General features: G+C 72.8%; 19 protein-coding genes. 7 read left to right on the plus strand and 12 right to left on the minus strand.

Annotation, left to right across the window (positions count from 1 at the left end):
* The 6 genes from gatC to ACIP4X_RS24105 all read right to left on the minus strand — a co-directional run bounded on the left by gatC (position 1) and on the right by ACIP4X_RS24105 (position 7,460).
* Entirely contained in the window at positions 1-297 is a 297-nt protein-coding gene (gatC, locus tag ACIP4X_RS24080; RefSeq protein WP_100572135.1) for an Asp-tRNA(Asn)/Glu-tRNA(Gln) amidotransferase subunit GatC, read from the minus strand.
* Between the two features lie 106 nt (positions 298-403).
* On the minus strand, positions 404-2,650 hold the full coding sequence (locus tag ACIP4X_RS24085) for a putative bifunctional diguanylate cyclase/phosphodiesterase (RefSeq protein ID WP_401350501.1): 2,247 nt from the start codon (positions 2,648-2,650) through the stop codon (positions 404-406).
* Positions 2,651-2,911: 261 nt separating this feature from the next.
* Positions 2,912-5,107, minus strand: coding sequence for an NAD-dependent DNA ligase LigA (gene ligA, locus ACIP4X_RS24090; protein WP_358735714.1), 2,196 nt, complete (start codon positions 5,105-5,107; stop codon positions 2,912-2,914).
* 15 nt (positions 5,108-5,122) lie between these two features.
* Entirely contained in the window at positions 5,123-6,130 is a 1,008-nt protein-coding gene (locus ACIP4X_RS24095) for a methionine synthase (protein ID WP_401350503.1), read from the minus strand.
* A gap of 76 nt (positions 6,131-6,206) precedes the next feature.
* Positions 6,207-6,905, minus strand: coding sequence for an SDR family oxidoreductase (locus tag ACIP4X_RS24100; RefSeq protein ID WP_391458224.1), 699 nt, complete (start codon positions 6,903-6,905; stop codon positions 6,207-6,209).
* A 15-nt stretch (positions 6,906-6,920) separates the two neighbouring features.
* The gene (locus ACIP4X_RS24105; protein ID WP_358735719.1) at positions 6,921-7,460 is read right to left on the minus strand and encodes a TIGR00730 family Rossman fold protein; all 540 of its coding nucleotides are present in this window, start codon (positions 7,458-7,460) and stop codon (positions 6,921-6,923) included.
* Between the two features lie 94 nt (positions 7,461-7,554).
* Here ACIP4X_RS24105 and ACIP4X_RS24110 point away from each other — a divergent pair, with 94 nt between their 5' ends.
* The 4 genes from ACIP4X_RS24110 to ACIP4X_RS24125 all read left to right on the plus strand — a co-directional run bounded on the left by ACIP4X_RS24110 (position 7,555) and on the right by ACIP4X_RS24125 (position 10,523).
* Positions 7,555-7,878: a DUF427 domain-containing protein gene (locus ACIP4X_RS24110; protein WP_358735721.1), complete on the plus strand. Its 324-nt coding sequence runs from the start codon at positions 7,555-7,557 to the stop codon at positions 7,876-7,878.
* A 56-nt stretch (positions 7,879-7,934) separates the two neighbouring features.
* Positions 7,935-8,714, plus strand: a complete 780-nt coding sequence (locus ACIP4X_RS24115) for an alpha/beta fold hydrolase (RefSeq protein WP_401350565.1) — start codon at positions 7,935-7,937, stop codon at positions 8,712-8,714.
* A 252-nt stretch (positions 8,715-8,966) separates the two neighbouring features.
* Positions 8,967-9,905, plus strand: coding sequence for a 2-dehydropantoate 2-reductase (locus ACIP4X_RS24120; RefSeq protein ID WP_358735724.1), 939 nt, complete (start codon positions 8,967-8,969; stop codon positions 9,903-9,905).
* Positions 9,906-9,992: 87 nt separating this feature from the next.
* Positions 9,993-10,523 (plus strand): SRPBCC family protein, encoded by a 531-nt coding sequence (locus ACIP4X_RS24125; protein WP_358735726.1) that lies wholly within the window; start codon positions 9,993-9,995, stop codon positions 10,521-10,523.
* Positions 10,524-10,576: 53 nt separating this feature from the next.
* Here the strand turns inward: ACIP4X_RS24125 and mnmA are convergent, their stop codons facing one another.
* Entirely contained in the window at positions 10,577-11,713 is a 1,137-nt protein-coding gene (gene mnmA, locus ACIP4X_RS24130) for a tRNA 2-thiouridine(34) synthase MnmA (RefSeq protein ID WP_358735728.1), read from the minus strand.
* Between the two features lie 59 nt (positions 11,714-11,772).
* Between mnmA and ACIP4X_RS24135 the strand changes: the two genes are divergently transcribed.
* A complete protein-coding gene (locus ACIP4X_RS24135; RefSeq protein WP_358735729.1) occupies positions 11,773-12,432 on the plus strand; it encodes an N-acetylmuramoyl-L-alanine amidase in 660 nt (219 codons plus the stop codon).
* Between the two features lie 34 nt (positions 12,433-12,466).
* Here the strand turns inward: ACIP4X_RS24135 and ACIP4X_RS24140 are convergent, their stop codons facing one another.
* From ACIP4X_RS24140 to ACIP4X_RS24150, 3 genes are read right to left on the minus strand one after another with little or no spacing between them, the layout of a single operon-like run.
* A complete protein-coding gene (locus ACIP4X_RS24140; protein ID WP_358735731.1) occupies positions 12,467-13,636 on the minus strand; it encodes a cysteine desulfurase family protein in 1,170 nt (389 codons plus the stop codon).
* A gap of 58 nt (positions 13,637-13,694) precedes the next feature.
* Positions 13,695-13,997 carry a DUF4190 domain-containing protein gene (locus ACIP4X_RS24145; protein ID WP_358735733.1) on the minus strand — a complete coding sequence of 101 codons (303 nt, stop codon included), beginning with the start codon at positions 13,995-13,997 and terminating at the stop codon, positions 13,695-13,697.
* Between the two features lie 50 nt (positions 13,998-14,047).
* Positions 14,048-14,212 carry a hypothetical protein gene (locus ACIP4X_RS24150; protein ID WP_358735734.1) on the minus strand — a complete coding sequence of 55 codons (165 nt, stop codon included), beginning with the start codon at positions 14,210-14,212 and terminating at the stop codon, positions 14,048-14,050.
* Positions 14,213-14,325: 113 nt separating this feature from the next.
* Between ACIP4X_RS24150 and ACIP4X_RS24155 the strand changes: the two genes are divergently transcribed.
* Positions 14,326-14,952 (plus strand): TetR family transcriptional regulator, encoded by a 627-nt coding sequence (locus tag ACIP4X_RS24155; protein WP_358735736.1) that lies wholly within the window; start codon positions 14,326-14,328, stop codon positions 14,950-14,952.
* 102 nt (positions 14,953-15,054) lie between these two features.
* Here the strand turns inward: ACIP4X_RS24155 and ACIP4X_RS24160 are convergent, their stop codons facing one another.
* On the minus strand, positions 15,055-15,918 hold the full coding sequence (locus ACIP4X_RS24160) for a thioesterase family protein (protein ID WP_358735737.1): 864 nt from the start codon (positions 15,916-15,918) through the stop codon (positions 15,055-15,057).
* A 222-nt stretch (positions 15,919-16,140) separates the two neighbouring features.
* On the opposite strand from ACIP4X_RS24160, the gene ACIP4X_RS24165 reads away from it, so the two are divergent.
* A complete protein-coding gene (locus tag ACIP4X_RS24165; protein ID WP_358735771.1) occupies positions 16,141-17,379 on the plus strand; it encodes an alpha/beta hydrolase-fold protein in 1,239 nt (412 codons plus the stop codon).
* On the opposite strand, the gene ACIP4X_RS24170 is transcribed toward ACIP4X_RS24165, so the two are convergent.
* Entirely contained in the window at positions 17,288-17,944 is a 657-nt protein-coding gene (locus ACIP4X_RS24170) for a trimeric intracellular cation channel family protein (RefSeq protein WP_358735739.1), read from the minus strand. The genes ACIP4X_RS24165 and ACIP4X_RS24170 overlap by 92 nt on opposite strands.
* Positions 17,945-17,971 lie beyond the last annotated feature (27 nt).

Raw genomic sequence — 17,971 nt, forward strand, 5'->3', positions numbered from 1 at the left:
TCACTCCTCACCCAGGATCTGCGGCACCTTGAAACGCTGCTGCTCCTGGGCCGGGGCGCCGGAGAGCGCCTGCTCGGAGGTGAGCGACGGACGGACCTCGTCCGCGCGCATGACGTTGGTCAGCGGCAGCGGGTGGGAGGTCGGCGGTACGTCTTGGTCGGCGACCTCGCTGACGCGGGCCACCGCGCCGATGATGTCGTCGAGCTGTCCCGCGAGGTGGTCGAGTTCCTCGGGCTTCAGCTCCAGACGCGCCAGCCGGGCGAGGTGGGCGACCTCCTCGCGCGTGATGCCAGGCATGCAGCGATCCTCTGGGGTGAGTGTGTGTGCTTTGGCTCAATCCTATGGGGCGTGGCGGGGTGGCCGTGAAACGGTTTCCCGGACCCCGTCCCGCGGGCGGGGAGCGTCACTCGTCGGCCGCCGCCGCGGGCAGTGCCGCGGCGGGCCGCTGCCAGCCGCGCGACCCGCGCGCCCGCAGCCAAGCCGTCGTCTCCTCCGGCGGCATCGCGGCCGCGACGAGCCAGCCCTGTACGGCGTCGCAGCCGAGGTCCCGCAGGCGTTCCCAGGTCTCGTCGTCCTCGACGCCCTCCGCGACGACCAGCAGACCCAGGGAGTGCGCGAGGTCGACGGTGCAGCGCACGATCTCGGCGTCCTCGGTGTCGACCGCGAGGCGGGCCACGAACGAGCGGTCGATCTTCAGCTCGCTCACCGGCAGCCGGCGCAGGTGCACCAGCGAGGAGTAGCCGGTGCCGAAGTCGTCCAGCGACATCTTCACACCGTGCCCGGTCAGGGCGTGCAGGGTGTCGGCGGCCCGCTGCGGGTCCTCCAGCAGGACGTGCTCGGTGATCTCCAGTTGGAGCGCTCCCGCCGGCACGCCGTGCCGGGCAAGCCGCGCGGCGACCGAACCGGCGAACCCGGGTATGTGCACGTCGCGCGGGGAGACGTTGACCGCGACCGGCACGTACAGGCCCTGGGCCCGCCACCGGGCCACCTGCGCGAGCGCGGTCTCCAGCACGTACTCCGTCAGATGGGGCATCAGGCCCGAGGACTCGGCGATCGCTATGAACTCGTCCGGCGGCACCTTGCCGCGCTCGGGGTGCACCCAGCGGACCAGCGCCTCCAGGCCCGCGACCTGTCCGTCGAAGCGGACCTTCGGCTGGTAGTGCAGCTGGACCTCGTGGGCGTCGAGGGCTCGGCGCAGATCGCCCAGCAGCCCCAGCCGGTCGGGGGTGTTGGAGTCCCGCTTGGACTCGTAGACCTCCACGCCCGTGCGGTCCCGCTTGGCCTGGTACATCGCCACGTCCGCCCGGCGCAGCAGGCCTTCGGCGTCCAGGGCGTGGTCGGGGAAGACGGCGACTCCCGCGCTGGCCTCCAGGACCAGGGTGAGCCCGTCGAGGTCGAGCGGGGAGCTGAGGACGGTGACCAGGGCGCGCGCGATCCGGGTCGCGGACGTCGTGGAGTCGGCGACCGGCAGCAGCACGGCGAACTCGTCGCCGCCGAGCCGCGCGGCCTCCGCCCCGCGCGGCAGCGCCTGCCGCAGCCGGTCGGCGATCTGCAACAGCAGCCGGTCTCCGGCGAGATGACCGAGCGTGTCGTTGACCGACCGGAACCGGTCCAGGTCGATCAGCATCAGCGCGGACCGGGCGCCGATGCGTTCGGCGTCGTCCAGGGCGGTCCAGATGCGCTCCAGGAGCCACTGCCGGTTGGGCAGTCCGGTCAGCGGATCGCGCAGCTGCTCCTCCGCCCGGGCGCGGGCTATCCACAGGGAGGAGTCGAGGGCGATGAGCGGGACGGCGAACAGCGGCAGCAGGACCGGTTTGGCCACCGCCACGACGCAGACCAGCGGGGAGATGCCGAGCAGGGCGACGGCGACCAGACCCTGTCTGATCACGGCGGTGCGGGCGACGGTGGGCACTCCGCGGCCGCGGGAGTGGTGCACGAACCAGAGCAAGCCGCGGGTGACGAGCAGATAGGCTCCCGCCGCCAGTACGACCGGGGCCACGGTGGAGGTGGTCCAGCCGGACGGGCTCCAGGGGCTCTCCACGGTCGGTACGCGGCCGAAGGCGCCCAGCACCAGGCCGCCGGCGCCGATGCCGATGATGTCCACCGCCCCGTGCAGCACGCCCTGCCGCGAGCGGTGGCGCCGGGCCGCCGCGACCAGGACGACGACGGTGAGGCTGACCATGCCGGCGGGCACCCAGCCGTAGAGCAGCAGCACGGCGACGGTGAGGGTGGCGCCCGAGCCGGTGCCGCCCCACCAGCGGGCCCGGCCGAGCATGACCAGGTGACCGACGATGACGCCGGTGAGCAGCGCCAGGCACCAGCCGGCCGTGCCGGACGGGAAGAGCGCGTGGTGCTCGGTGAACGCCCGGTACACGCCGACGCCCAGCACGGACACGGCCGCGGCGACGATCGACGCGGGCAACGCGGTGCGGGCCGGGTGCCGTTCGGGTTCCGTGCCGGGCAGTGCGGAGAAGCGTTCGACGGCCGTGTGTGCGGAGGCGCGGGCGCGCGCGACGGTGTACTGTCCCGCAACGCGTCCGGCGTACTCCGTCGCGCCCGGACGCGCCGGCGTCCGCTCCCGTCTCCCCCGCCATGCGCCGGCCAGCCGGCGCAGCCGTGAGTGCGGGGCGGCGCTCTCGGTCGGTTCCATTCCCGTCCCTCTCACAGCCGGCGGTTGCCCACGCCACGCGGCCCGATGCCCCACGACCCCTGGACGGCACCGCGCTGAAAAACCCTTCCACGCACTCCTGACGAGCACGGGGATGCCCCGACCGCGGTTGGGCACGGCGGGCGCACAGCTCAACAGTAGGCCGCGGAGGGCTTCCACGGGCAGCGGTCGTCGACGGTTGCCCGAATGCGCCCCGGCCACCCGTATGCATCTGGTATGCGCCGAACGGGCGGAGTTCAACCGCTACTCGTCGGCCGGAAGCGCGACTTCGGCCGCCGCGTCCGGTCCGCGCTCCAGGAGGACGCCGAAACCGTCCTCGTTCAGCACGGGCACTTTGAGTTGCATCGCCTTGTCGTACTTCGAACCGGGGTTGTCACCGACGACCACGAAGGAGGTCTTCTTCGACACCGAACCGGTCACCTTCGCCCCACGCGTCTGCAGCGCCTCCTTGGCGCCGTCGCGGGTGAACTGCTCCAGGGTGCCGGTCACCACGACCGTCAGTCCCCCCAGCGGGCGCGGGCCTTCGTCCTCGCCGGAGCTCTCCTCCTCCATGCGGACGCCGGCCTCGCGCCACTTGCGCAGGATCTCCTGGTGCCACTCCTCGGCGAACCACTCCTTGAGCGAGGCGGCGATGATCGGACCGACGCCCTCCGTGTTCGCCAGCTCCTCCTCACCGGCCTGCTCGATGCGGTCGATGGAACGGAACTCCCGGGCCAGCGCCTGGGCCGCGACCGGTCCGACATGACGGATCGACAGTCCCGTGAGCACGCGGGCGAGGGGGCGCTGCCTGGCGGCCCGGATGTTCTCCAGCATCGCCAGCGCGTTCTTCTTCGGCTCGCCCTGCTGGTTGGCGAAGACCGTGACGACCTTCTCCTCGCCGGTCTTCGGGTCGCGCTTGGGCAGACCGCTGTCCTGGTCGAGGACGTAGGCCTTGATGGGCAGCAGTTGCTCCACCGTCAGGTCGAACAGGTCGCCCTCGTCCTTCAGCGGCGGCTCGGCGGGCTCCAGCGGCTTGGTGAGGGCGGCCGCGGCGACATAGCCGAAGTGCTCGATGTCCAGCGCCTTGCGGCCCGCCAGATAGAACAGGCGCTCACGCAACTGGGCAGGGCACGCACGCGCGTTGGGGCAGCGCAGGTCGACGTCGCCCTCCTTCATCGGCCTGAGCGGCGTACCGCACTCGGGGCACTCGGCGGGCATCACGAACTCGCGCTCGCTGCCGTCGCGCAGGTCGACGACCGGCCCGAGGATCTCCGGGATGACGTCACCGGCCTTGCGCAGCACGACCGTGTCGCCGATGAGCACGCCCTTGGCCTTGACGACGTCCTGGTTGTGCAGGGTGGCGAACTCGACCTCGGAACCGGCCACCGTCTTGGGCTCGACCTGCGCGTACGGCGTGACCCGGCCGGTGCGGCCCACACCCACACGGATGTTGAGGAGCTTGGTGTTGACCTCCTCCGGCGCGTACTTGTACGCGATCGCCCAGCGCGGCGCGCGCGAGGTGGAGCCCAGGCGGCCCTGGAGCGGGATCTCGTCGAGCTTGACGACGACGCCGTCGATCTCGTGCTCCACGGAGTGGCGGTTCTCGCCGTAGTGGGCGATGAAAGCGCGGACGCCGTCGAGGTCGTCGACGACCCTGTTGTGCCGGGAGGTGGGCAGGCCCCAGGACCTGAGCAGTTCGTAGGCCTCGGAGAGGCGGGTCAGGCCCTCGTACCCCTCCAGGGCGCCGATGCCGTGGACCACCATGTGCAGCGGCAGGGTCGCGGTGACCTTGGGGTCCTTCTGGCGCAGCGAACCGGAGGCGGAGTTGCGGGGGTTGGCGTACGGCTTCTCGCCTGCCTCGACACGGCGGGCGTTGAGGTCCTGGAAGGCCTCCATGGGGAAGTAGACCTCCCCGCGGATCTCCACCAGGCTCGGCACGCGGTCGCCGTTCAGCCGGTGCGGGATCTCGGAGATCGTCCTCACGTTGGGCGTGATGTCCTCGCCGAAGCGGCCGTCGCCGCGGGTGGCCGCGCGGGTGAGTCGGCCGTCCTCGTAGGTCAGGTTGACCGCGAGGCCGTCGACCTTGAGTTCGCACAGGAAATGGTGCCCTGTGGTGCCGACGTCCTTGGCGACCCGGTCCATCCAGGCGGCGAGCCCCTCGTCGTCGAAGACGTTGTCCAGGGAGAGCATCCGCCGGCGGTGCTCGACCTCGGCGAGGCCGGTCTCGTACGCCACGGCGACCTTCTGGGTCGGCGAGTCGGGCGTGCGCAGCTCCGGGTACTCCTCCTCCAGCGCCTCCAGCGAGCGCAGGAGCTGGTCGAACTCCGCGTCGCTGATGATGGGAGCGTCTTTGACGTAGTACCGGAAGCGGTGCTCCTCGACCTGCTCCGCGAGCCGCGCGTGCTTCTCCCGTGCCTCGGCGGGCACCGTTGTCTCCGCTTGCTGCTTGTCGCCGGCCACCGTGTTGTCCTCCCGTTACTCTGGGTTGTCCGCGAGCGATCTCGCCGCCCGGACGCAGTGGGCGAGCACCCGGCGCGCGTACGCGGGGGAAGCGCCCGCGAGTCCGCACGCCGGAGTGACCGTGACCGCCTCGGCGAGAAGCTCCGGCCGCAGCCCCAGCCTGCGCCACATCGTCCTGACACCCATGACGCTACCGGCAGGGTCCGACAACGGGCCGTCCGTGCCGGGGACGACACCGGCGAGGAGCCGGGTGCCCGCCTCGACCGCCTCCCCGATCGCCTCGTCGTCACGCTCGGTGAGAAGCGAGACGTCGAGGGAGACCGCCGCGGCGCCCACGCGGCGCAGCAGGGCGAGCGGGACGTCCGGAGCGCACGAGTGGACCACGACGGGTCCCTCGGCATGCGCCCCGAGGACGTCCCTCAGCGTGGCCTCCACGATCTGCCGGTCGACGGCGCGGTGGGTCCGGTAGCCGCTGGCGGTCCGCACCTGCCCGCGCAGGACGGCGGTCAGGGACGGTTCGTCGAGCTGGAGGACGAGCCGGGCGCCGGGAACGCGCCGGCGCACCTCCGCGAGATGGAGCCGCAGCCCCTCGGCGAGCGAGCCGGCCAGGTCCCGGCAGGCGCCGGGGTCGGACAGGGCCGACTCGCCGTTCCTGAGCTCCAGGGCGGCGGCGAGTGTCCACGGCCCCACCGCCTGCACCTTCAGCGCACCCTCGTACCCCTGGGTGTACTCCTCAAGGGCGTCGAGGTCCTCCCCGAGCCAGGACCTCGCCCGCCGGGTGTCCCGGCCGGGCCGGTCCCCGAGCCGCCAGCCGCTGGGCTCCACGCGCGCGTAGACCTCGACGAGCATCCCCGCGGTGCGCCCGATCATGTCGGCGCCGGGGCCGCGTGCGGGCAGCTCGGGCAGGAAGGGAAAGTCCTCGAAGGTGCCGGTGACGGTCTTGACGGCCTCCCGGGCGTCCCCACCGGGCATGGATCCGACGCCGGTGGCGGCACCGAACCTGAACTGGCTGTTGTCGCTCACCCGCGAAGCCTACGCAACCCGCGGGGGTCGGGGTCGCCTCAGGGGGCGGCCCCGCGGGACCGCCGCCGGCCTCGCGTCACCGGCCCGGACGCACCGTCAGGTCGTTGACCTCCGCGTCCCGCGGCAGGTCGAGCGCCATGACGATGGTCGTGGCGACGGAGTCGGGGTCGATCCACCTGCCGGGGTCGTACTCCTTGCCCTCCTGCTGGTGGACCTTGGCCTGCATACGGCTGGCGGTGCGGCCCGGATAGACCGAGGTGACCCGGACGCCGTTGCCGTGCTCCTCCTGGCGCAGCGAGTCCGCCAGCGCCTTCAGGCCGTGCTTGGAGGCGGCGTACGCGGACCAGTCGGCGTGGGCGCTCAGGCCCGCGCCCGAGTTGACGAACAGCACGTGGCCGCGCGAGGCGCGGAGCTGGGGCAGGAAGTGGCGGGTCATCTCGGCGGGGGCGATCAGATTGACGTCGAGCTGGTGGCGCCAGGTCTTCGGGGTGAGTTCGCCGACCGGGCCGAGGTCGACCACGCCCGCGATGTGGAGCAGGGAGTCCACCCGGTCGGGCAGGGTCTGGTGGGAGAACGCCCAGCTCAGCCGGTCGGGTTCGGCCAGGTCGCCGACGAGCGTTCGGGCGCCGGGGAACGTGGCGGCCAGTTCCTTGGCCCGCCCGGCGTCGCGCGCGTGCAGCACGAGCTCGTCCCCGCGCGCGTGCAGGCGGCGGGCGACGGCCGCGCCGATGCCGGAGCCGGCCCCGGTGATCACATGAGTAGCCATGCCCGCCATGCTCGCACCACCGGTTCAGCCGGTGCGGAGCGCCTCGTCCAGATACGCCATCGCGCCCGCGGACTCCTCGGCGAAGAACACCAGCTCGGCGAGCGGCCGGGGCAGGAACCCGTCCGCCTCCATCCGGCGGAACTGCTGCTTGAGGCCGTCGTAGAAGCCGTCGGTGTTCAGCAGCACCACCGGCTTGCCGGTCCGGCCGTGCTTCTTCAGCTCCAGGATCTCGGTGGCCTCGTCGAGCGTGCCGGTGCCGCCCACCATGATGACGACGGCGTCGGCCTTCTCCAGGAGCAGCCTCTTGCGCTCGGCGAGGTCCCGGGCGATCACCATCTCGTCCGCGCCGGGCCGCGCCTTCGACGACAGGAAGTCGACCGACACGCCGATCAGCCGGCCGCCCGCCTCCTGCACACCGTCCGCGACCACCTTCATCAGACCGGTGTCGGATCCGCCCCAGACCAGGCTGTGGCCGCCCTTGCCGATCAGACGGGCGAAGTCCCGCGCGGGGCGGGTGTAGCGGTCGTCGAGGTCGGCGGCGGAGAGGAAGACGCAGATATTCATGCGCCCACGGTACGCGGCGGGGCACCGGCCCCGAGGGCGGGAAGGAGCGGGAGCGGGCGGGAAGAAGCGGGGCCCGGCGGGTGCTGTAACGGCTATGACCCAAGGACACACGATCACGATCGACAAGAGCGGCGAACGCGTGCGTGTGGTGCGCGACGGCCAGGTCCTCGCGGAGAGCGACCGCGCCCTGGTACTGCGCGAGACGGGGTGCCCGCCGCGCTACTACCTGCCGCCCGAGGACGTCCGCCTCGACCTCCTGGCGGCGTCCGACACGCACACGTACTGCCCCTTCAAGGGCACGGCGTCCTACTGGTCCCTGCCCGGCGCGGCGGACCTGGTGTGGGCCTACCCCGACCCGAAGCCGGGTGTCGCCGAGATCAAGGACCACCTGTGCTTCTACGACGTGGAGGTGTTTTGACCCGATGAGGCCGCCGCCGCGTGGCAGTCTTCAGTGGCATGACTGGCATGTCGGGCATGGACAAGAAGACCGTCTCGCGTGACGGCACCTCCCTCGCTTACCACCGCACCGGGCAGGGCCCGGTGGTCCTCCTCGTCAGTGGCGCGATGTCGACGGGGGCCACGGTGGCGTCGCTGGCCGCGGCGTTGTCGGAGCGCTGCGACGCCGTCGTCTACGACCGCCGGGGCCGTGGCGGGAGCGGGGACACGGCGCCCTACGCGGTGGAACGCGAGATCGAGGACCTGGCCGCGCTGATCGGCGCGGTGGGCGGCGAGGCGGCGCTGTACGGCGTCTCCTCCGGCGGCGCGCTGGCCCTGCGGGCGGCGGCGAGCGGGCTGCCGGTGCGGCAGGTCGCCGTCTACGAGGTGCCGTTCGCCGTGTACGAGGGCGGCGGGCGGGAGCGCGCCGAGTACACCGCCGCGCTGACCTCGGCGCTCGCCGAGGGCCGGCGCGGGGACGCCGTGGAGCTGTTCCTGCTGCTGACCGGGCTGGCGCCGCAGATGATCGCCGGCGCCCGCCAGTCCCCCATGTGGGCGGGCATGGAGGCGATCGCGCCCACGCTCGCCCACGACGACGCCGTGATGGGGGACGGGCTGGTCCCGCGCGACCTGCTGGCCTCGGTGACCGTGCCGGTCCTGTCCGTGGCGGGCGGCGCGAGCCCGTCCTGGCTTCGCGAGGCCGCCAGGGCGGTCGCGGAGGCCGCGCCACGGGGCACGTACCGGGTCCTGGAGGGCCAGACCCACGCGGTGGAACCGGGGGCGCTCGCGCCGGTGCTGACGGAGTTCTTCGCCTCCTGAACCGGTGGCCGCCGCGGGTCCTCGGCCCCGCGGACGTGCCGGGCGCCGGCCGGGGCGGCCGCGTCCCCCGGTCGCCGCCGGCCGGGCGTCCGCGCGGCCCGCCCGGCCTCCGCACCGGGCCGGCAGGGTCCCCGCCGACGGCGCGGTGGTCCGGGGCCGGAAATGCGCCGGGCCGCGGCGGTGTTGGCCCCCGACGAGACGGCGGCACGCCCGACGGGTGCCGCTCGCCGCGACCGAAGGGACATCGCAGCCATGACCAGCACCGCGCCCGACGCCACCGAAGCCGCCTCCGCGAGGAGTGCTCCCCGCCCCTGGACCGTGGCCGTGCTCGGTCCCGGCGGCGTCGGCGGGCTGCTCGCCGCGCTGCTGTCCCGGGCGGGTCACCGGGTGATCTGCCTGGCCGGGGACGCGACGGCGCGGTCCCTGCGCGAGGGCGGGATACAGGTGCGCAGCGGCCAGTTCGGGGACTTCACCGCCAAGGTCCAGGCGGACACCGAGCTGCGGGAGCCGGTCGACCTGTGCGTGGTGGCCGTCAAGCACACCAGCCTGGACGCCGCCCTCGACCGGGTCCCGCCCGCCATGCTCGGCGCGGACGGCCTCGTCCTGCCGCTCCTCAACGGCATCGAGCACCCCGGGACCCTGCGCCGCCGCTACGGCGACGACCGGGTGGCCGCGGGCGTCATCCGCGTCGAGTCGACCCGCGTGGCGCCCGGTGTCATCGAGCACGGCAGCCCGTTCGCCGACATCGACCTGGCCGGGGCGAGTGCGCACCCGCTCACCGGCCTGGCCGCCGTGCTGGAGTCCGCCGGGGTGCGAACCCGCGTGGCCGGCTCCGAGACCGCCGTCCTCTGGGCGAAACTGGCCTTCCTCGCCCCCTTCGCCCTCCTCACCACCCGCTACGACGCCGCCATCGGCACGGTTCGCACCGACCACCGCGAGGAACTGCTGACCCTCGTCGGCGAGATCACCGCCGTCGGCCGCGCCGCCGGGGCGCCGCTCGACGCGGACCGGACGCTGGCGATGTACGACACGTTTCCGGCCGGCATGAAGTCCTCGATGCAGCGTGACGCCGAGGCCGGCCGCGCCCTGGAACTCGACGCCATCGGCGGCGCCGTGCTGCGCGCCGCCGAGCGGTACGGCGTTCCGGCGCCGACGGCCGCCCGGCTGGTGTCCGAACTCGCATCCGTGTGACCGACTCAACATCTTTCAGAGGCAGTTGGCGACCCTAGACTCCCTGCGCGGGCGCGGCGAACGACCGTGCCCGCACGGGGAGCAGCCATGCGTTACGCCGACCGGCCCGGCACCCACCGCGAGGTGCACATCGCGGCGGAGCCCTCGCGGGTGTGGGAAGTCGTCACCGACGTCGAGGCCATGGCCGGGTGGAGTCCCGAGCTGGTGCGCGTGGAGTGGCGGGACGGCGCCGACCGCCCGGCTCCGGGCGCCCGTTACGTCGGGCACAACCAGAATCCGATCGTGGGCCAGTGGCACACCCTCTCCCACATCACGGAGGCCGTCCCGGACCGCACCCTCACCTGGTGCGTGCTGGACCCCGACGGACGCTACGGCAAGGCCTCCGAGGACCCGGCGGACCGGATGTCCACCTGGTCCTTCGCGCTCACCCCGGCGCCTGAGGGAGGCACGGTTCTGCGCCAGTCGGTCACGGTCGGCCCCGGCCGCTCCGGCCTGAGCGCGTACATCGACCGCGCCCCCGACCAGGAGGAGGCGATCATCGACTACCGCCTCGACGAACTCGGCAAGGGCATGGACGCCACCCTGGCCGGCATCAAGGAGGCGGCGGAACGGTCCTAGCCGGGCAGTCGGTGCCGCCCACGCCGTCCGCCGGTCCGTGGGCGGTCCGTGCGTCAGACGGCCGTGCTCGGCTCCTTCGCCCGGGCCGTCGTGGCGATCGTCGCCGAGCCCACCACGCGGGTGCCGTCGTACAGCACGACCGCCTGGCCGGGGGCCACGCCGCGGACCGGCTCGGTGAAGGCGACCCGGAGTTCGTCGCCGACGAGTTCGGCGGTGACCTCGGTCTCGCCGCCGTGGGCGCGCAGCTGGGCCGTGTAGGTGCCGGGGCCGGAGGGCGCGGTGCCGCACCAGCGGGGCCTGATCGCGGTGAGGGCGGTGACGTCCAGGGCGGAGGCCGGGCCGACCGTCACCGTGTTGTTCACCGGGGAGATGTCCAGGACGTAGCGCGGCTTGCCGTCGGGCGCCGGGGTGCCGATGCGCAGGCCCTTGCGCTGGCCGATGGTGAAGCCGTACGCGCCCTCGTGGCTGCCGACGACCGCGCCCGACTCGTCGACGATGTCGCCCTCGGCCTTGCCCAGGCGGCGGGCCAGGAAGCCCTGGGTGTCGCCGTCGGCGATGAAGCAGATGTCGTGCGAGTCGGGCTTCTTGGCGACGGCCAGGCCCCGGCGCTCGGCCTCCGCGCGGATCTCGTCCTTGGTGGTGAGCGTGTCCCCGAGCGGGAACATGGCGTGCGCGAGCTGCTGGTCGTCGAGGACGCCGAGGACGTACGACTGGTCCTTGGCCATGTCGGAGGCGCGGTGCAGCTCGCGGGTGCCGTCCGCGTTGAGGATCACCTTCGCGTAGTGGCCGGTGCAGACCGCGTCGAAGCCGAGCGCCAGCGCCTTGTCCAGGAGCGCGGCGAACTTGATCTTCTCGTTGCAGCGCAGGCACGGGTTCGGGGTGCGGCCGGCCTCGTACTCGGCGACGAAGTCCTCCACGACGTCCTCGCGGAAGCGCTCGGCGAGGTCCCACACGTAGAACGGGATGCCGATGACGTCAGCGGCGCGGCGGGCGTCGCGCGAGTCCTCGATGGTGCAGCAGCCCCGCGCGCCCGTACGGAAGGACTGCGGGTTCGCGGAGAGCGCGAGGTGGACGCCGGTGACGTCGTGGCCGGCTTCCGCGGCACGCGCGGCGGCGACGGCGGAGTCGACCCCGCCCGACATGGCGGCGAGGACGCGGAGGGGACGGGAGCGCTGCGGGGTGTCAGTCATAGCCCTTCCAGGGTACGGGGCGCGGGAACCGGGGCCGCCGGAGATGCGTTGAAGATCGCATGGGGGCGAAGAAGACGGACGGGCAGGGGCGACCGGGGCGGCGGGCCCTGCTGCTCGGCGGGGCGGCGCTGGTGGTGGGCGGGGCCGCGGTGGAGCGCAGCGGGCTGGCCCGGCTGTGGTGGCGGCTGCCCGGCGCGCAGAAGCCGCGGGTGGAGGGCGCGGTCGACTTCGTGGGCGCCCGGTGGGTGGCGGCCTCCCCGGCGAACTACCGGGCGGCGGACCGCCCGGACGACTACCGGATAGACCGGGTCGTCATCCATGTCACCCAGGGCAGCTACGCGAGCGCGGTGAAGGTCTTCCAGGACCCGGGGCACGGGGCGGCCGCGCACTACATAGTCGGCGCGGACGGGCATGTCACACAGATGATCCGCGAACTGGACGTGGCGTTCCACGCGGGCAACCGGTCGTACAACGAGCGGAGCGTCGGCATCGAGCACGAGGGCTTCGTCGACGACGCCTCGTCGTTCACCGACGCGATGTACGCCGCCTCGGCGCGGCTGACGGCCGGGATCTGCGGCCGGTACGGCATATCCGTCGACCGGGAGCACATCATCGGCCATGTGGAGGTCCCCGGGACCGACCACACGGACCCGGGTCCCCACTGGGACTGGGACCGCTACATACGCCTGGTCCGCGCGGCCGGAACCGCCCGGACCTGAAACTCCCGGACTTGAGGCGTGGCGCCCCTGCGCGTCACGTCAGCCCCGCCGCGCGGGCCCGTTCGACCGCCGGGCCGATGGCCTTCGCGACCTCGTCGATGTCGGACCGGGTGGACGTGTGGCCGAGGGTGAAGCGGAGGGTGCCGCGGGCCAGGTCCGGGTCGGTGCCGGTGGCCAGCAGGACGTGGCTGGGCTGGGCGACGCCCGCGGTGCAGGCGGAGCCGGTGGAGCACTCGATGCCCTGGGCGTCCAGCAGGAGCAGCAGGGAGTCGCCCTCGCAGCCGGGGAAGGTGAAGTGGGCGTTGGCCGGAAGGCGCCCCTCCGGCGCCGGGTCGCCGCCGAGGATCGCGTCCGGGACCGCCGAGCGGACGGCGGCGATCAACTCGTCGCGCAGCGCGCCGATCTCGGCGGCGAACCACTCGCGCCGCTCGGCGGCCAGCCGGCCGGCCACGGCGAAGGAGGCGATCGCGGGCGCGTCGAGGGTGCCGGAGCGGACATGCCGTTCCTGGCCGCCGCCGTGCAGGACGGGCACGGGGGCGTACTCACGGCCCAGAATCAGCGCGCCGACGCCGTACGGGCCGCCGATCTTGTGGCCGGAGACCGTCATCGCGGCCAGTCCCGAGGCGGCGAAGTCGACCGGCACCTGCCCGAACGCCTGCACCGCGTCGGAATGCAGCGGGACCCCGGACTCGGCGGCCACGGCGGCCAGTTCGCGCACCGGCAGCAGCGTGCCGATCTCGTTGTTGGCCCACATGACCGTGACCAGGGCCACGTCGTCGGGGTTGCGGGCGATGGCCTCGCGCAGCGCCTCGGGGTGGACGCGGCCGTAGGAGTCGACCGGCAGGTACTCGACGGTGGCGCCCTCATGCTCGCCGAGCCAGTGCACGGCGTCGAGGACGGCGTGGTGCTCGACGGGGCTGGCGAGGACGCGGGTGCGGGCCGGGTCGGCGGCGCGTCGGGCCCAGTACAGGCCCTTGACGGCGAGGTTGTCCGCCTCGGTGCCGCCGGAGGTGAAGACGACCTCGCTGGGACGGGCGCCGAGGGCCTCGGCGAGGGTTTCGCGGGCCTCCTCGACCCTGCGGCGGGCCGCGCGCCCGGACGCGTGGAGGGAGGAGGCGTTGCCGGTGACACCCAGTGCCGCGGTCAGCGCCTCTGCCGCCTCCGGGAGCATCGGGGTGGTCGCGGCGTGGTCGAGGTAAGCCATGGTGAGGCCGATTCTACGGGCGCCCGCGGCCGGCCCGGAGGTCAGGATGGGCCAGGTGTCACAAGCTCCAGGACAGCGTGTGGTCCGCCTGCACGAAGGCCAGCAGGACCACGAGGTCGGCGATGCCCAGGGTCAGGCCGAGGAGGGCGCGGCCGCGGCGGCCGGTGCCGCGCCAGAGGGCCACGCCGGCCAGGGCGATGGCGACGGGGCCGAGGAACAGGTTGAGGACGAGCAGGCCGAGCAGGCCGAGGACGAAGGACGCGACGGCCATGCCGTCCGCGCCGTCGGTGTCGTGCGTGTCCTGCGTGTCGTGCGTGGCCTGCCTACCGGTGCGGCGCGCGGCCGGTGCGGTGAGTTGCATGGCTGTTCTGCTCCTGACGGTCGTGAAGGACGGGCCGGGTCGATGGGGCGTCAGCGGGACGTGCCGCGGCCGCGGCCGTGGCGCTCGCGGAACGCGAAGACGCCGAGCCAGACGGCGATGACCACGGCCGCGGCGAGCGTGAAGTCGAGCGGCGCGTGGGCCACCGTGCCCAGGACGACGCCGAGCAGCAGCAGTGCTGCGACGAGGAACAGCATGAGGTCCGATCCCCCTTGTCGGTGAACGCTTGCAGTAACACTTGTTCACTGACTACTCAGTCTAGCGCACCACCGGCTTTGACAATCCGGAGAACACTTGTTGACTGAATGGCATGAGTCACACTCCCGGCGTCCGGCAGGCCCAGAAGCAGAAGACCCGACAGGCCCTGATGGACGCGGCGTTGGGGCTGCTGGAGGAGCAGAGCCTGAGCAGCCTCGGCCTGCGTGAGGTCACACGCGCCGCGGGCGTCGCCCCGACCGCCTTCTACCGTCACTTCCACTCCACCGCGGATCTCGGCGTGGCCCTGGTCGAGCAGGCGCTGAGCAGCCTGCACCCGATGATCCGGTCGACGGTCTCCCCGGCGCAGGACAGCGAGCAGCGCATCGCGCGCGCGGTCGATCTGATCGCCCGCCATGTCGAGGCGTACCCCGCCCATGTCCGTTTCATCGCCCGGGAGCGCCATGGCGGGGTGCAGCGGGTGCGAGAGGTCGTGCGCGACCAACTGGCCCGGTTCGCCCGCGAGGTGCGGGACGAACTGGCCAAGGATCCCCAGTCCGCGGGGTGGAGCGAGGACGACCTGCTCATGCTCGCCCATCTGTACGTCGATCAGATGCTGATCACCGGCTCGCTGTTCCTGGAGGCGCTCGACGCCCCCGGTGAGGAGCGCGAGCGCGTCTTCAGGGTCGCGACCCGTCAGTTGCGCCTGATCAGCGTCGGCCGCCGGCACTGGCTGGACTGACGGCCCGGCAGGACGCCGGGGATCCGGCGGACGCCGGGGCGGCCGCTCTCCGGCCACGCCCGGCCCGTGCGGGCTTCAGCTCTCGCCAGGCCCGTACGGCCTTCAGCCGAGCCTGACCCGTGCCAGTTGCCGGGACTGCGCGACCAGCCGGTCGTCGGTGTCCCAGACCTCGGCGTCCTCCTCCAGGAAGCCGCCGGCCAGGTTGCGGGTGGTGATGGACACGCGCAGCGGGCCCGGCGCCGGACGGCAGCGGACGTGCACGGTCAGTTCGACGGTCGGCACCCAGCCCTTGATGCCCAGCTCGAAGGCGGTCGGGGGCAGCGCGTCCACCGCGAGGAGCAGGGAGAGCGGGTCGTGGTCCCGGCCGTCGGCGAGCCCGAACCAGGCCCGCATCTCCCCCTTGCCGGAGGGCGAGCCGAGCGCCCAGCCGAGGGTGGCGGGGTCCAGCTTGAGCATCAGGCGGTCGGTGATGGCCGAGCTGCCGGGCACGGGCGCTGGGACACCCGGCGCGTCCTGGGGGCCGAAGCACTGCTCCAGGGGCGGGAGGGCGGGCGGCTTCGCCGAGGTGCGCACGTCGTCCGGCAGGGCGCCGAGGTCGCCGTAGGAGGCCAGGACGCGGATGCGCTCCACCTCGCGGCCGTCGTCGTCGCGCTGGAAGAGGGCGGCCTGGCCGGTCGACAGGGTGCGTCCGGCGCGCACCACGTCGGTGCGGACGACAGCGGGACCCGGCCGGGACGCGGTCAGGTAGTGGGCCGAGATCGTGAACGGGTCCGGGTGCGGCAGGGCGTCCGCGAGCGCGCGGCCGAGGACGGCCAGCAGATAGCCGCCGTTGACGGCGTCCGCGATCGTCCAGCCGGCGGAGAGGTCGAGGCCGTAGACGCCGGGCTCGCTCCGGGTGACCGCGGTGTCCCGGTCGAACTCGCTGTCCCCGATCCCGGCCCGCGCGGCGGTGGCTGCTTCTGACATGGGTGAACGGTACAACAGGCCACTACTAAGCGGTAGCTTTCACCTCTTGGGGCCTCGTGCGACCCGGTCCGGCCCGAAGCGGCCCGGTGCGATCCGATCCGGCCCGATGCGGCCCGGTGCGCTCGTACGACGAGTCTTCCGCAGGGTGAGAAGCAGGCAATATCTCGGTAAGTGTCCGTACTTGCCCGTAACCCCGAGGCCCTGTTCACCCTCTATCGGGGCATGAGCCTCACCGGGACTCCGTTCCTGTACATCACCGTCGTGCTGGCCGTGGTCGCGCTGGCCCTGCCCTTCGTCCTGTGGACGCGACTGAAGGGTCCCAAGGTGCTGCGCACCGCCGCACGGGCGCTGATGCTGCTGTTCGCCCAGGCCACGGCCATCACCCTGGTCTTCGTGCTGGTGAACAACGCCAACAACCTGTACGACAACTGGGCCGACCTGCTCGGCACGGGCAACCATGTGCAGCAGGCCGCCAACCTGGGCGCCGACGGCACCGGCGGCATCGCCTACCGGCAGCTGCCCAGGGTCGCGCAGAAGTTCACCCCGGCCGACGGACCCGGGATGCGCGCCTCCGGAGGGGTCAGGGTCACCCAGCTCAGGGGCCGGGTCTCCGGGGTGAACGCCGAGGTCTACGTATGGCTGCCGCCGCAGTACGACCAGCCGGCCTACAAGGACAAGAAGTTCCCGGTGGTCGAGCTGCTGTCGGGCTACCCTGGCTCGGCGAAGGCCTGGTTCGGCTCCCTGAAGGTGCACCAGCAGCTGGAGCCGCTGATGCGCAGCGGACAGATCGCGCCGTTCATACTGGTGGCGCCGCGCACCAACCTGATCGCCAAGATCGACACGGGCTGCGCCAACATCCCGGGCACCGTGAACGCGGACACCTGGCTGAGCATCGACGTACCGAAGATGATCACGGACAACTTCCGTGCCGCGTCGGCCCCGAACGGCTGGGCCACCGCCGGCTACTCGGCCGGGGCGCACTGCGCGACCAAGCTCGCCGTCGCCCACCCCGACCGCTACCGCGCCGCGGTCAGCCTGTCCGGGTACAACGACCCGATCGGCGAACGCAATTCGCTCGCCAACCAGAACCTCGGGCTGCGACGCGCGAACAACCCCTACATCCTGCTGAAGAACTACCGCGTCCCGCCGCGCGTCGCGCTCTACCTCTCCGGCCAGAGCGGCGACGGGTACCAGGCCGGCGTCGCGCTGGAGCGGATCGCGAAGCCGCCGACGACCGTGCACGTGGTCTTCGTGCCGCGCAGCGCGGGCGGCCACAGCATGGCGCTGTGGCGCCCGCAGGTCCCGGCGGCGTTCCGCTGGCTGAGCGAGGAGCTGGGGCAGCGGCCGCCCCACCGTCTGAGGACGGCCCTCACTCCTCCCGTACCGTCGACCGGCGGTTCCAGGCCCGCGGAGCTCGCCAGTGGTACCGCATCGCGAGCAGCCGCAGCACGAAGGCGGTGACCACCGCGAGGCCGCTGGTGAACGGATTCAGCGCGTCGTAGTGGATGCACAGCACCACCATGGTGGCGCCGATGATCGCCGGGACCGCGTACAGGTCGCGGTCCCAGCGCAGCAGTGACGGCACCTCGTTGGCGAGCACGTCCCGCAGCACGCCGCCGCCCACGGCCGTGGCCATGCCGAGCGTCGCCGACGCGGTGAGGTTCAGCCCGTAGGCGTACGCCTTCGTCGTGCCGGCCACGCAGAACAGGCCGAGGCCGGCCGCGTCGAACACGTACACCGCGGTCTGGATGCGCTCCATGTGCGGGTGCAGGAAGAAGACCACGAGCGTGGCGAGCAGCGGGGTGAGGAAGTACCCCAGGTCGGTGAAGGCGGCCGGGGGCACGGCCCCGATGACGATGTCACGGAACAGCCCGCCGCCCAGCGCGGTGACCTCGGCGAGGACGGCGATGCCGAAGACGTCGAAGTTCTTGCGGACGGCCAGCAGCGCGCCGGAGATGGCGAAGACGAAGATGCCGACCACGTCGATCGTGTGCTGGACGGAGGGACTGAACAGTTGCTGAAGCACGCCACATTGTCACCCGTGGCCGCTTCG

This window comes from Streptomyces sp. NPDC088817, assembly GCF_044750345.1.
In the GTDB taxonomy this organism is placed as follows: Bacteria; Actinomycetota; Actinomycetes; order Streptomycetales; family Streptomycetaceae; genus Streptomyces.

Bases quoted from the DNA above. Each gene is read 5' to 3' on its own strand.
- gatC (WP_100572135.1), bottom strand. From the start codon at position 297: ATGCCTGGCATCACGCGCGAGGAGGTCGCCCACCTCGCCCGGCTGGCG.
- ACIP4X_RS24085 (WP_401350501.1), bottom strand. From the start codon at position 2,650: ATGGAACCGACCGAGAGCGCCGCCCCGCACTCACGGCTGCGCCGGCTG.
- ACIP4X_RS24100 (WP_391458224.1), bottom strand. From the start codon at position 6,905: ATGGCGGGCATGGCTACTCATGTGATCACCGGGGCCGGCTCCGGCATC.
- ACIP4X_RS24105 (WP_358735719.1), bottom strand. From the start codon at position 7,460: ATGAATATCTGCGTCTTCCTCTCCGCCGCCGACCTCGACGACCGCTAC.
- ACIP4X_RS24110 (WP_358735721.1), top strand. From the start codon at position 7,555: ATGACCCAAGGACACACGATCACGATCGACAAGAGCGGCGAACGCGTG.
- ACIP4X_RS24115 (WP_401350565.1), top strand. From the start codon at position 7,935: ATGGACAAGAAGACCGTCTCGCGTGACGGCACCTCCCTCGCTTACCAC.
- ACIP4X_RS24120 (WP_358735724.1), top strand. From the start codon at position 8,967: ATGACCAGCACCGCGCCCGACGCCACCGAAGCCGCCTCCGCGAGGAGT.
- ACIP4X_RS24125 (WP_358735726.1), top strand. From the start codon at position 9,993: ATGCGTTACGCCGACCGGCCCGGCACCCACCGCGAGGTGCACATCGCG.
- mnmA (WP_358735728.1), bottom strand. From the start codon at position 11,713: ATGACTGACACCCCGCAGCGCTCCCGTCCCCTCCGCGTCCTCGCCGCC.
- ACIP4X_RS24135 (WP_358735729.1), top strand. From the start codon at position 11,773: ATGGGGGCGAAGAAGACGGACGGGCAGGGGCGACCGGGGCGGCGGGCC.
- ACIP4X_RS24140 (WP_358735731.1), bottom strand. From the start codon at position 13,636: ATGGCTTACCTCGACCACGCCGCGACCACCCCGATGCTCCCGGAGGCG.
- ACIP4X_RS24145 (WP_358735733.1), bottom strand. From the start codon at position 13,997: ATGCAACTCACCGCACCGGCCGCGCGCCGCACCGGTAGGCAGGCCACG.
- ACIP4X_RS24150 (WP_358735734.1), bottom strand. From the start codon at position 14,212: ATGCTGTTCCTCGTCGCAGCACTGCTGCTGCTCGGCGTCGTCCTGGGC.
- ACIP4X_RS24155 (WP_358735736.1), top strand. From the start codon at position 14,326: ATGAGTCACACTCCCGGCGTCCGGCAGGCCCAGAAGCAGAAGACCCGA.
- ACIP4X_RS24160 (WP_358735737.1), bottom strand. From the start codon at position 15,918: ATGTCAGAAGCAGCCACCGCCGCGCGGGCCGGGATCGGGGACAGCGAG.
- ACIP4X_RS24165 (WP_358735771.1), top strand. From the start codon at position 16,141: ATGAGCCTCACCGGGACTCCGTTCCTGTACATCACCGTCGTGCTGGCC.